Below are 11,423 nucleotides of genomic sequence, written 5' to 3'. Positions count from 1 at the left end.
CGCATGGGCGGCCGCCACCGGCCCGCCGCGCAGCTCGGCCGCGGCCAGCTCGTCCATGCCGCCCGGCCAGCCGCCGGCCCGCAGCCCCGCGACCAGCACCGCCATCACGTCGCGGCTGGAGAACCGCCCGCCCTCGAAGCGTTCGGCCAGCGCGATCATGCTCTCGGCGCCCAACTCGGCCTCCAGCCCGGCCAGCGCGCCCAGGGTCAGCCGGGCGACATGGCGCCGGCCATCGAGAAAAATCTCGACCTCGCCCGCCAGCGGGTTGACCATCTCAGAAGGCGACGAAGCTGATCGCGCCCGCGCTTGCCATGGAAATCTCATAGGTTGCCTCGCCATTGTAACTGCCCGCATATTCCAGCGACGTGATCTGGAATGGCCCCTCGACCACGCCGAAATCCGGGATCACCACCTGGAAGCGCGGCACCTCGCCGTCGAAGAACACCTGCCGCGCGCGTTCGTCCGTGGTCCCGTCCCGGAACACCCCGGAGCCCGAAATGCTGGCCGAGCGCACCCCGGCGCCCGCCAGCAGCTCGCGCCAGCGGCCTTCGCTCTCCAGGCTCGTCACGTCCACCGTCTCGGCATTGAAGCCCAGCCGGGTCGCCCGCAGCCCCGCCACGGTCTCGAAATGGCCGTCGCCGGTCATGTCCATCTTGATCAGCAGGTCGCGTCCGTTCTGCACCGCCATCACCGTCTCTCCTCAACCCAGGTCGATGCGCGCGCGAAAGGTCAGGTCGACCCGCCGCCCCGCGCCGTTTTCCGCCCGCCGCGCCCTTGCGCGCAGGAACCACAGTCCCGCCAGATGCCCGCGATCCAGCGCCATCTCGGCCGTCTCCAGCGCCTCGCTGACCGCGACCGCCGCCGCCTTGACGGCACCGAAGCCGCCCGCCGCCTCGGCCCCCGACAACACCGAGACGACAAAATCATGCACCGCCCCCGCCGGCGTCATGTCGCCCGCGTCGCGCACCGCCTCGGGACCCAGCGAGACATAGGGGCCCGCCGGCGCCGCCACCGGCATGGCGTCATAGATCGCGTCGCCCACCAGATCTTGCAGCGCCGCGTTCTCGCGCAGCACGCGATAGACCTCGGCCTGCAGCGCGGCCGTTCCCAGATAGCTCATGCCAGCGCCTCCTCCTTGGCCACGCAGACCAGCCAGCGCCCATGCGGGTCGCTCTCGGCCACCGCCTCGATGCGGAAGCGCCGGGCATCCGCACCCTCGCCCAGCCGCAGCCGCTGCTCGGGGCGCGGGCGGCGCGGATCGCCCGCAGGCGCCGCCCGGACGGCGATGCGCCAGGTGACGACGCTTTGCGCCCCCACCTCGGCGATGCGCTCGGCCCCCGCACCCGAGCGCATCTCGGCCCAGATCCGCCCGACCTCCTGCCAGGACAGGGTGAAGCCACCCATCCCGTCTGGCTCGCGCAGCGGGCTCTCCAGCACCAGCGGCACCGTCAGCCGCGACGCGCTCATGCCCGCCCGCGCGTCCGGCCGCGCCCCCCCAGCACCCGGACCGAGCGCCAGCGCTCGATCAGCGCGCCGACCCCGAAAGGCATGGCGCCCTGCGGGTCCGCGAAACTGCGGTCCTCGTGATAGCGCGCGGCCAGCAGCAGCACCGCCTGCGCCAGATCGGCGGGCACCTGCGCCCAGTCCGCCCCGAACCCGGCCCGGAAGGTGACGGCGACGAAGCCGCCCCCGGGGACCGGGGGCAGGCAGGCCCCCGCAGGCTTCAGCACCGGCCGCTGCAGGTCCGGCACCAGCCGGTAGCTGGCCGGATCGACGACCGTCGCCGTGCCGGCCGCATCGGTGATCTCGACCCGCTCGACCGCCTCGACCGGGGCCAGCGGCAGCGGCTGGCCCGAGAGATCGCGCCATGCCTCCAGCCGCAGCCGGAACTGCCGGGCCAGCAGCACCTTGCCGGTGCGCGCCTCGATGGCGGCGATGGCCGCGCGCAGGAACCCCGCCAGCGCCGCGGTCTCGGCCGCGTCTTCGGCCATGCCGAAGCCCGTTCCCAGCCGCAGATGGTCGCGCAGCCCGGCGACCGGCAGCGCCTCGGTCGCGGGCGCCGTCACTTCCACAAGCATCATCTTCGTCTCTCCCACTCGCAGGGGTGCCGCATCCTCTGGACGAAAAGGGGGCCGCGCATGTCCGCCCTCGCGCGCGCGGACAGAGGCTTGCCGGTAAGGCGGACATTGCCCGCGCGGCCCCCGCTTCGGCCCTGGATCAGCCGAAGACCATCAGCTTGACGGCACGGGCATCGGTGACGCCGCCGCCGACGCGCTTGGCGGCATAGAACAGCACATGCGGCTTGGTCGAGAAGGGATCGCGCAGCACTCGCAGCTCCGGCCGCTCGACGATGGTATAGGCCGAGCGGAAGTCACCGAAGGCGATCGAGAACGAGCCGCGGGCGATGTCCGGCATGTCCTCGCAGACCAGCACCGGATAGCCCAGCAGCTGCGCCGGCTGCCCCATGGCCAGGCTGTCCGCCCACAGGAAACGGCCGTCCGCGTCGCGCATCTTGCGCACCGCCGCGGCGGTCTTCGAATTCATCAGGAAGCTCGCATTGGCCCGGTATTGCGCCCCCAGCGCATAGACCAGGTCGATCAGCGCATTGGCGGGGTTGGTCGCCGCGAAATCCCCGTCCCCGCCCGAGGCGATGATGCCGATCTGCGCGTTGGTCGCCGTGCCGTTCGGCGCCGTGGCATGGGTCAGAAAGCCCCTGGGCTTGTTCACGCCGTCGCCGTTGACGAAGGCGGTGGCCTCGGCGCGGGCGAATTTCTCGGCGATGCGGCCGGCCAGCCAGGTCTCGACGTCGAAGGCGCTGTCGTCCAGCAGCCGCTGGCTGGCCTTGGGCATGGCCGAAAGCTCGTGCACCGGGATCACCACCCGCTGCACGGTCGAGCTGCCGGTCTCGGCCTGCGCGGTGGCCTCGCTGGCCCAGCCATGGGCGATGTCGCCCATGTCGACCAGAACCTCGTAGGTCGCCGATTCCACCGTCACCACATTGGCGACCCGGCGCAGCGAGGCGGTGACGTTCAGCGCCTCCTGCACCTGCAGGGCCACGGTCGGCGCCGCCAGGAAGCCGCCGTCGCTGGTGGTGGTCATCGCCTTGCCCTCCAGCGGCAACCCGCGCAGCGCGCTGTCGTCGCCGTGGCGGATATAGGCGTCGAAGGCCTTCTGATGCGGCGCGCCCTGATCGGCCTCGACCGACAGAGGGGCGCGGGCGCGGGAAATCGTCTTGCGGTCCAGCATGGTCATGCGTTCTTCCTGTGCTTCCAGTCGTTTCTGAATATCGGCGCGGAATGCCTTGAGTTCATTGACGAACCCCAGCATCTCGGCCCCCAGCTCGCCGGGCATGTCCGCCCCGGCCGCGGCTTTCACCTCGGTCATGGTCCCCTCCATCTGGTGAAACTCACTCGGCGCGCAGCGCCCGCGTCGCAGCCCGGAAGGCTGCCGCCAATTCCCATGCACCGTCGGACTTGCGCCCGACCTTGGCCTCGGCCAGCATCGGGAAGGTGACCAGCGACACCTCCCACAGCTCGACCTCGGACAGCAGGCGCCGACCCTTGCCGTCGCGCTCGGCGGACACGGTGCGATAGCCGATCGACAGCCCGTCGATGGCCCCGGCCGCGATCAGCGCCGCCGCCTCGCGGGCCTGGGCGATCTCGGGCAGAAGCCGGCCCTTGACCCACAGCCCCTTCTCGTCCTCGCAGATCTCCTCCCAGACGCCGATGGGCCGGGCCGGGTCGTGCTGCCACAGCATCCGCACCTTGTCGCCCCGCGCCGCCAGCCGCTTCAGGCTCGCCGCATAGGCGCCCCGGACCACCACGTCGCCGCCCTGGTCGGCCAGGCCGAACAGGCTGGCATAGCCCTCGATCCGCGTGCCCTCGGCGACCAGAGAGCCGCCTTCCGCATATTTCAATTCTAGCCCGTAATCCTTTGAATCCATGTCAGACTCCTTTCGGCGCATATTCCAGGATCGACTGCACCGCCTGGGTCAGGATCACCGCGACGACGCCATAGACCGTCATCCACAGCCGTCGCTCCAGCCCCTCGATCAGCGCCTCGATCCGCTCCAGCCGTCGCTCGACCTGGCCGAATTGCAGCGCCATGATCCGCTCCTGCGTGTCGAAACGCTGGTCGTGCCAGTCGAAGGGCTCCTTAACGAAACGCGAGCCCTCCATCCTCAGCCCTCCGCCAGCGGCGGCAGGCCCAGCGCGGCGCGCTTCTCGGCCTCGGTCAGGAAGGCGGCGTCGCCGATGCGCCGCCAATGGCTGTCGCGCTCCTCGGCCAGCGCCGGGACCTGGTCCGGGTCGGCGCGCAGGCCGATCTCGGCCCCCAGATGCTCGGACAGCCACCAGGCCACGGCACTGGCCACGCGCGCGACCAGCGGCAGCACCGTCAGCCGATAGAAGGCCCGGTGCGCCTCGGCGTAATTGGCATAGGTCGCCTCGCCGGGAATGCCGATCAGCATCGGCGGCACGCCGAAGGCCTGGGCGATCTCGCGCGCCGCCGCCAGCTTGGTCTCGTGAAACTCCATGTCGGCGGGCGAGAACCCCATCGGCTTCCAGTCGAGCCCCCCTTCCAGCAGCATCGGCCGCCCGGCATTGCGCGCCCCCTGGTGATGCATCTCCATCTCGCTGACCAGCCGGTCGTACTGGTCCGGCGACAGGCTGCCCTGCCCGTCCGCGCCCTTGTAGACGATGGCGCCACTCGGCCGCGCCGCATTGTCCAGCAGCGCCTTCGACCAGCCGGATGCGCTGTTGTGCACATCCACCGCCACCGCCGCCGCCTGCATCGGCGACAGCCCGTAATGGTCGTCCAGCGGATGGAAGCTGCGGATGTGGCAGATCGGATCGGGACTGCCCGCCATGTCGAAGCGCACCTTGCGCCCGCCCACCGCATATTCATAGGCGATGGGCCAGCCATCCGGCCCCGGCACCACCGCCATCCGGTCCGAGCGCAGCACATGCAGTTCGGCCGGCAAGCCCTTGGCGCCCTCGCCCACCGCCTCCAGATAGCCGTTGCCGCTCAGCAGGATCTGCCCGAACAGCGCCTCGAACAGCTCGGCCCGGCCCTGGCCCGGATTGGGCCGGCGCAGCAGGTCCAGGACCGGATGCGCCTCGTAGCGCCGCTCGCGGTCCTGGCAGACCAGCGGCACGGCGGCGGCCGCCTCGGCGATCAGCCGCACGGCGCGGAACCCGACCGGGTTGCCGGTAAAGCCGGCATGGGTCAGGCTGACCGTGTCGCGCGGCGACCAGACCGCCCGCCCCGAGCCCGCCGCCAGCGCCACCACCTTGCCGGCAGCGCTGGCCTTCTTCTCGACCTCGACGACGGGCGGCCTCGCGGCCGCAACCCCCCGCCCGAACCAGGGAAATGCCATCGGTCCCTCCTGAATCTCCAATGAAAAAGGGCCGCTCGCGCGACCCTTCGCGGGCCCCAAGGGCCCTTTTCCGTTTTCCCAATACCCCGGGGTCCGGGGCAGAGCCCCGGTCCGGCGCTACAAACCCCGCACCGAGGGCCGCCGGTAAGAGGCCGCCGGCTCGATCACCAGTTCGTGGATCGCCCAGACCAGCGCGTCCAGCCGGTCGGGCGAGCCGCGGCCCTCATAGCCCGCCACGGTCATCCGGCACATCTGGTCCTCCAGCGCGCCCAAGCCGCGCAGGTGATGCACCCGGCCCTGCTCGTAAAGCGCTGCCACCGGCTCGGCCCGCAAGCCCTTGCCGCGCCCGGCGCGCAGGGCCCGGAACGGCACCAGCGGGTCGATCTGGCGGATCACGCTCTCGACCAGGTCGCCGCCCTGGTTGACCTCGGCAACCAGCCGCTCGGCGCCGTGGCGCTGCATCGCCGCGATGGCCGCCCGCGCCCAGTCCGTGGGCCCGCCCCGGACCGAGGCATCCTCCAGCACATAGGCCCGCCAATCGGTGATCGGCCCCTCGCCGGCCACGCCCGCCACGACGATGCCGCATTCGTCCGAAGCCGCGCCCGAGGTTACCGCCGGATCAACCGCCACCACGATGCGCGACAGCTTCGGCGCCGTCTCGACCCGGCAACGCTCGACCATGGCGGTGGTCCACAGCGCCCCCTCGACATCCTCCAGCAACACGCCCTCCAACTCCTGCCTTCCCAGCCGGGTGCCGGCATAGCGCGCCTCGACCTCGGCCAGGAAGCTCTCGGCCAGATAGGCGCGGTTGGCCTCGGTCGGCGCATGGGTCGTCACCGTCGAGGCATTGCCCAGGATCCGCTTCAGCACCGCGACGTTCTTCGGCGTGGTGGTCACCACCTGCTGCGGATGCTCGCCCAGCCGCAGCGCGAATTGCAGCATGTCCCAGGTCTCCTCGGCCTTCTTCCACTTTGCCAGCTCGTCCACCCAGGCCGCGTCGAATTGCGGCCCGCGCAGCGCCTCGGGCTCATGCGCCGAATAGACCTGGGCGGTCGCGCCGTTCGGCCAGAGCAGCCGCCGCCGCCCTGCCTCCCAGACCGGGCGGCGGTCGGGCGGCGAACAGGCCAGGATTCCGGACTCGCCGAACACCATCACGTCCCGCGCCTGGTCGAAGGTCTCGGAGACAAGCGCCACGCGCTGCGCCCGCCCCGGCGCCTCCGGGGTCGCGCCCTCGACCTGCGCGCGCACCCATTCCGAGCCGGCGCGGGTCTTGCCCGCACCGCGCCCGCCGATGATCACCCAGGTCTTCCAGTCTCCCTCGGGCGGCAGTTGATGCGGCAGCGCCCAGAACTCGAACAGCCAGGGCAGCGCGGCCAAGGCATTGTCGCCGAGCCCGCCCAGGAAGGCGTCAACCTCCCGCGGCGCGGCGGAGGCAAGCCAGGCGGCGCCCGATCTCATCTCGTGCCGCGACAAGGTCGAGTGCGCCTGCACCGACCTGTCCGGCAGCATCCTTGCGAAGCTTGTCAACCTTGCTCCTTTCCTCCAGCACCAACTGGGTCGCGGCCCTCAGGTCGCGCACCAGCCGGCCGGATTCCTTCAACTCACCCGTCTCGCCTGCCTGGATCTTCTCCCGCAGCCGGGTCAGATCCGCCGCGTAGGACCAAAACAGCCCGTCCGCGATCTCCAGCACGCTCATGTCGGGCGCCGTGGCGGCGCCGGGCACGAAAGGCCCTTCCGGCGCCTCCGGCCCCGGATCGAAACTCATGGTCATTCTTGATCGCCCTGCCCTCGTGTGCCTGTCCGCACGAGCGAGACATGAAAAAAGCGGCCCAAGGTCACCGACCCGGCCGCTTGCCCATTTCTCCCAGCATGGGTAATTTCTACTTCAGGGCGTTCGCAGAGTCAACGCAAAACCCATGGCTGTGCAGGCCTCTGTCAATTATCCTTGCGAAACAATGAACTGTCCCGCGCAACACCCGATCGCGCGGCCCGCGCAACAGGACGAAAACGGGGGCGGAATCGCCCCCGTCCCGCGCCGCTAGTCGCCCTGGACCGGCGACAACGGTTCGCCGCGCTGCCGCTCGATCTCGCGCCAGCGCGCGACGTTCTGGTTGTGCTCCTCCAGCGTGCGGGCAAAGGCGTGCCCGCCCGAGCCGTCGGCAACGAAGAACACGTAATCCGTATCCTCGGGATCCAGCGCCGCCTCGATGGCGGCCTTGCCGGGATTGGCGATCGGCGTCGGCGGCAGCCCGTCCACCTGATAGGTGTTGTAAGGCGTGCGCCGCCGCAGTTCCGAGCCGCGGATGCCGCGATCCAGCACCCCCTTGCCGCCGGTGATGCCATAGATCACCGTCGGGTCGGTCTCCAGCCGCATGCCGCGCCGCAGCCGGTTGACGAAGACGCTGGCCACGATGCGGCGCTCGTCCGGCACCCCGGTCTCCTTCTCGATGATCGAGGCCATGGTCAGCGCCTCCTCCGGCGTCTCATAGGGCAGATCCGGCTCGCGCTTCTCCCAGGCCGCAGCCAGGAAGGCATCCTGCCGCCGCGCCATCTCGGCCAGCAGCTCGGCGCGGTCGGCGCCCTTCTGGACATCATAGGTATCGGGCGCCAGGCTGCCCTCCTCGGGCATGTCCGAGACCTCGCCGCTCAGGAACCCGGCCTGCTTCAGCCCCTCGACCACCTGCCAGCTGGTGACGCCCTCGGCGACCGAGATGCGCAGCCGCGCATCCGGCTTCTGCTCGGCGCTGGCGATCACCTCGGGCGCCGGCTCGCTGGCGGGGTTGTATTTCGCCTGCTCGGCAAACATCCCGGTCCCGGCATCCATGTCGCGCAGGATCACCGAGTTCTCGCGCACGCCGATGCGGAACACAACCTCGGTGCCGCAGGTGCTGGGACCGCCGGCGGTGATGACCCGGACGATCTCCTCCATGCTGGCATGCGGAGGCATCAGGTAGGAGCCGTATTTCAGATCGCGCGACTTCCCCGCATAATCCGCGCCGGCCCGGAACACATAGGCATTGGACACCACACCCTGCTCGGCCAGCTGCTGGCTGACCGCGTTCAGGCTGGCGCCGGGGGCGACGCGCACGCAGGCGGCCACGGCGCTGGGGCCGGGCCTGGTGTATTCGTGCTTGCCCCAGGCGATGACCGCCGCGACCGCGATCAGGATCACGATCAGCAGCGTCAGGAAATTCGACGCGATGTGGCGCCAGATCATTCCTTGACCCGCCCCATCACCAAGCTGGCATTGGTGCCGCCGAAACCGAAGCTGTTCGACAGCACGTAATCCACCTTGCGCCGCACGGCGGCATTGGCGGCCAGGTCGACCGGGGTCTCGCGCGCCGGATTGTCCAGGTTGATGGTCGGCGGGCAGATCTGGTCGCGCAGCGCCAGGATGCAGAAGATCGCCTCGACCGCGCCGGCCGCGCCCAGCAGGTGCCCGATGCTCGACTTGGTCGAGGACATCACCACATCACCCGCCGCCTCGCCCAAAAGCCGCTCGACCGCGCCCAGCTCGATCACGTCGGCCATGGTCGAGGTGCCATGCGCGTTGATGTAGTCCAGGTCGCCCGGCGACAGGTTGGCGCGCTTCAAAGCATTGGTCATGCTGCGGAATCCGCCATCCCCGTCCTCGCTGGGGGCGGTGATGTGATAGGCGTCGCCCGACATGCCGTAACCCAGGATCTCGGCATAGATCTTGGCGCCGCGTGCCTTGGCATGCTCGTATTCCTCCAGCACCACGACACCGGCGCCCTCGCCCATGACGAAGCCATCGCGATCCACGTCCCAGGGCCGGGATGCCGCCTTGGGGTCGTCCTCGCGCTTGGTCGACAGCGCCTTGCAAGCGTTGAAACCGGCGATGCCGATCTCGCAGATCGGGCTTTCGGTGCCGCCCGCGACCATCACATCCGCATCGCCCAGCGCGATCAGCCGCGCCGCGTCGCCGATGGCATGGGCGCCGGTCGAGCAGGCCGTGACCACCGCATGGTTCGGACCCTTGAAGCCGAAGCGGATCGAGACCTGGCCCGAGACCAGGTTGATCAGCGCCCCCGGGATGAAGAAGGGCGAGACCCGCTTCGGCCCGCGTTCCTTGATCAGCACCGCCGTCTCGGCGATCGAGCGCAGCCCGCCGATGCCCGAGCCGATCATCACCCCGGTGCGCTCGCGCTCGTCCTCGTTCGCGGGCTCCCAGCCGGAATCCTTCACCGCCTGCGCGGCTGCGGCCATGCCGTAAAGGATGAAGTCGTCGACCTTGCGCCGGTCCTTGGGCTCCATCCAGTCATCGGGGTTGAAGCTGCCGCCCGTGCCGTCGCCGAAGGGGATCTCGCAGGCATATTTCGTCGCCACGTCCTTGGTGTCGAACCGGGTGATCGGTCCGGCGCCGGATTCCCCGGCCAGAAGCCTCGACCAGGTCTCATCGACCCCCGAGGCCAGCGGCGTGACCATCCCCAGACCGGTGACGACAACTCTGCGCATGCACGGGCTCCCTTCGCAACGCTCAATCGGGGCAGGTTCTACACGCCCCCCGCCGCCCGCGCAACGCAAAGCGGTCCGAGCGGGCAAGCCCCCGCCACGCCCGCCGGCCGCCACCCGGGCAGGATGGCAACACCCGCGAAAGCAATGGGAACCGCCGGGGCGGGCGCTCGTTGAACTCACCGGGAATCGGCCTATTCTGCGGCCGAGCCCCTCTCTTGCAGACGCTCCCACAGGAAAGGACGACGCCGGATGACCACGCAGACACAGGCCAGCGCCCAGGCCGCCCTGGACGAGATCCAGACCGTGACCTCGGTGGTCCTGCCCGAACCGCCCGCCGCCGCGCCGAACCTGGCCGAGGCCGATCCGGCCCTGGCCGAGGAGATCCGCAAGCGCATGGCCGAGGTGGACATCCGCGACTCCGGTTCGATCGTGCATTTCGGCGCCCGGGCCCAGAACGAGCTGCAGGAAATCAGCCAGGCCATGCTGGCGGACGTCAAGAACAAGGACGTGGGTCCGGCCGGCGAGTCGCTGCGCGAGATCGTGACCACCATCCGCGGCTTTTCGGTCAGCGAGCTGGACGTGCGCCGCCAGCGCAGCTGGTGGGAGAAACTGCTGGGCCGCGCCGCGCCCTTCGCCAAGTTCGTCGCCAATTACGAGGAGGTGCAGGGCCAGATCGACCGCATCACCGCCGACCTCGACCAGCACCAGCACCGGCTGCTCAAGGACATCAAGTCACTGGACCTGCTTTATGAGCGTACGCTGAACTTCTACGACGAGCTTGCGCTCTACATCGCCGCGGGCGAGGAGAAGCTGGCCCAGATCGACCGCGACGAGATCCCGGCCAAGGAGACCGCCGTCGAGGCCGCGGCCGAGAACGACAAGGTCATGGCCGCGCAGGAACTGCGCGACCTGCGCTCGGCCCGCGACGACCTGGAGCGCCGGGTGCACGACCTCAAGCTGACCCGGCAGGTGACCATGCAGTCGCTGCCCTCGATCCGGCTGGTGCAGGAAAACGACAAATCCCTGGTCACCAAGATCAATTCGACGCTGGTGAACACCGTGCCGCTGTGGGAAACGCAGCTGGCGCAGGCCGTCACCATCCAGCGCAGCGCCGAGGCTGCCCGCGCGGTCAAGGAGGCGAACGACCTGACCAACGACCTGCTGACCGCCAATGCCAAGAACCTGCGCGAGGCGAACGCCCTGATCCGCACCCAGATCGAGCGCGGCGTCTTCGACATCGAGGCCGTGCGCACCGCCAATGCCGAGTTGATCTCGACCATCGAGGACAGCCTGCGCATCGCCGACGAGGGCCGCACCCGCCGCGCCGCCGCCGAGGAAGACCTGAGGACCATGGAGGCCGAGCTGCGCAAGACCCTGGCCTCGGCCAACGCCCGATCCGCAACCCCAGCCGCGAAGCCATCGTGACCCTGCCTGCCCGCTTCCCTCTGCCCCTGTCCCTGCCCGTCGCGCTGGCCCTGCTGGCGCTGCTGGCCGCCTGCGCACCTCAGCCGCCGGCGGAGACCCCGCCCGCGGCCGTCGAGGCGCCGCCGCCCCCCGACCGGCCCGAGCC

The 11,423-nt window shown here is 70.2% G+C and carries 14 protein-coding genes; 1 reads left to right on the top strand and 13 read right to left on the bottom strand.

Going from position 1 to position 11,423, the window contains the following annotated elements:
- From I9P22_RS20720 to fabF, 13 genes are all read right to left on the bottom strand, one after another.
- A partial coding sequence (locus I9P22_RS20720; RefSeq protein WP_199261702.1) for a gene transfer agent family protein occupies positions 1-273 on the bottom strand: 273 nt, incomplete at its 3' end.
- Position 274: 1 nt separating this feature from the next.
- Complete coding sequence (locus I9P22_RS20715; protein WP_199261701.1) at positions 275-688, bottom strand: phage major tail protein, TP901-1 family; 414 nt, start codon at positions 686-688, stop codon at positions 275-277.
- 12 nt (positions 689-700) lie between these two features.
- Positions 701-1,120 (bottom strand): DUF3168 domain-containing protein, encoded by a 420-nt coding sequence (locus I9P22_RS20710; protein ID WP_199261700.1) that lies wholly within the window; start codon positions 1,118-1,120, stop codon positions 701-703.
- Positions 1,117-1,467, bottom strand: a complete 351-nt coding sequence (locus tag I9P22_RS20705; RefSeq protein ID WP_199261699.1) for a head-tail adaptor protein — start codon at positions 1,465-1,467, stop codon at positions 1,117-1,119. The genes I9P22_RS20710 and I9P22_RS20705 overlap by 4 nt, the downstream gene beginning before the upstream one ends.
- Positions 1,464-2,081 carry a head-tail connector protein gene (locus I9P22_RS20700; protein ID WP_199261698.1) on the bottom strand — a complete coding sequence of 206 codons (618 nt, stop codon included), beginning with the start codon at positions 2,079-2,081 and terminating at the stop codon, positions 1,464-1,466. The genes I9P22_RS20705 and I9P22_RS20700 overlap by 4 nt, the downstream gene beginning before the upstream one ends.
- Before the next feature lie 136 nt (positions 2,082-2,217).
- Complete coding sequence (locus I9P22_RS20695) at positions 2,218-3,384, bottom strand: phage major capsid protein (RefSeq protein ID WP_199261697.1); 1,167 nt, start codon at positions 3,382-3,384, stop codon at positions 2,218-2,220.
- Between the two features lie 22 nt (positions 3,385-3,406).
- Positions 3,407-3,943, bottom strand: a complete 537-nt coding sequence (locus I9P22_RS20690) for an HK97 family phage prohead protease (RefSeq protein ID WP_233253510.1) — start codon at positions 3,941-3,943, stop codon at positions 3,407-3,409.
- 1 nt (position 3,944) lies between these two features.
- The gene (locus tag I9P22_RS20685; RefSeq protein WP_199261695.1) at positions 3,945-4,178 is read right to left on the bottom strand and encodes a GTA head formation protein, RCAP_rcc01685 family; all 234 of its coding nucleotides are present in this window, start codon (positions 4,176-4,178) and stop codon (positions 3,945-3,947) included.
- A 2-nt stretch (positions 4,179-4,180) separates the two neighbouring features.
- Entirely contained in the window at positions 4,181-5,377 is a 1,197-nt protein-coding gene (locus tag I9P22_RS20680; protein WP_199261693.1) for a phage portal protein, read from the bottom strand.
- Between the two features lie 117 nt (positions 5,378-5,494).
- Entirely contained in the window at positions 5,495-6,835 is a 1,341-nt protein-coding gene (locus I9P22_RS20675; RefSeq protein WP_199261690.1) for a DNA-packaging protein, read from the bottom strand.
- Entirely contained in the window at positions 6,786-7,148 is a 363-nt protein-coding gene (locus I9P22_RS20670) for a permease (protein WP_199261688.1), read from the bottom strand. Before I9P22_RS20670 ends, I9P22_RS20675 begins: the two co-directional genes overlap by 50 nt.
- 267 nt (positions 7,149-7,415) lie before the next feature.
- On the bottom strand, positions 7,416-8,594 hold the full coding sequence (gene mltG / locus I9P22_RS20665) for an endolytic transglycosylase MltG (protein WP_199261686.1): 1,179 nt from the start codon (positions 8,592-8,594) through the stop codon (positions 7,416-7,418).
- Entirely contained in the window at positions 8,591-9,853 is a 1,263-nt protein-coding gene (gene fabF / locus I9P22_RS20660; protein WP_199261684.1) for a beta-ketoacyl-ACP synthase II, read from the bottom strand. Before fabF ends, mltG begins: the two co-directional genes overlap by 4 nt.
- A gap of 249 nt (positions 9,854-10,102) precedes the next feature.
- Between fabF and I9P22_RS20655 the strand changes: the two genes are divergently transcribed.
- A complete protein-coding gene (locus tag I9P22_RS20655; protein WP_199261682.1) occupies positions 10,103-11,278 on the top strand; it encodes a toxic anion resistance protein in 1,176 nt (391 codons plus the stop codon).
- Positions 11,279-11,423: the final 145 nt, after the last annotated feature.

The organism is Paracoccus binzhouensis (genome assembly GCF_016446475.1).
Classification (GTDB): Bacteria; Pseudomonadota; Alphaproteobacteria; order Rhodobacterales; family Rhodobacteraceae; genus Paracoccus; species Paracoccus binzhouensis.
This window is presented reverse-complemented; position numbering and strand designations above follow the sequence as displayed.

Coding starts and splice junctions, on each gene's coding strand:
- fabF (WP_199261684.1), bottom strand. CDS start 9,853: ATGCGCAGAGTTGTCGTCACCGGTCTGGGGATGGTCACGCCGCTGGCC.
- I9P22_RS20690 (WP_233253510.1), bottom strand. CDS start 3,943: ATGGATTCAAAGGATTACGGGCTAGAATTGAAATATGCGGAAGGCGGC.
- I9P22_RS20700 (WP_199261698.1), bottom strand. CDS start 2,081: ATGATGCTTGTGGAAGTGACGGCGCCCGCGACCGAGGCGCTGCCGGTC.
- mltG (WP_199261686.1), bottom strand. CDS start 8,594: ATGATCTGGCGCCACATCGCGTCGAATTTCCTGACGCTGCTGATCGTG.
- I9P22_RS20685 (WP_199261695.1), bottom strand. CDS start 4,178: ATGGAGGGCTCGCGTTTCGTTAAGGAGCCCTTCGACTGGCACGACCAG.
- I9P22_RS20710 (WP_199261700.1), bottom strand. CDS start 1,120: ATGAGCTATCTGGGAACGGCCGCGCTGCAGGCCGAGGTCTATCGCGTG.
- I9P22_RS20695 (WP_199261697.1), bottom strand. CDS start 3,384: ATGACCGAGGTGAAAGCCGCGGCCGGGGCGGACATGCCCGGCGAGCTG.
- I9P22_RS20715 (WP_199261701.1), bottom strand. CDS start 688: ATGGCGGTGCAGAACGGACGCGACCTGCTGATCAAGATGGACATGACC.
- I9P22_RS20675 (WP_199261690.1), bottom strand. CDS start 6,835: ATGAGATCGGGCGCCGCCTGGCTTGCCTCCGCCGCGCCGCGGGAGGTT.
- I9P22_RS20705 (WP_199261699.1), bottom strand. CDS start 1,467: ATGAGCGCGTCGCGGCTGACGGTGCCGCTGGTGCTGGAGAGCCCGCTG.
- I9P22_RS20670 (WP_199261688.1), bottom strand. CDS start 7,148: ATGACCATGAGTTTCGATCCGGGGCCGGAGGCGCCGGAAGGGCCTTTC.
- I9P22_RS20680 (WP_199261693.1), bottom strand. CDS start 5,377: ATGGCATTTCCCTGGTTCGGGCGGGGGGTTGCGGCCGCGAGGCCGCCC.
- I9P22_RS20655 (WP_199261682.1), top strand. CDS start 10,103: ATGACCACGCAGACACAGGCCAGCGCCCAGGCCGCCCTGGACGAGATC.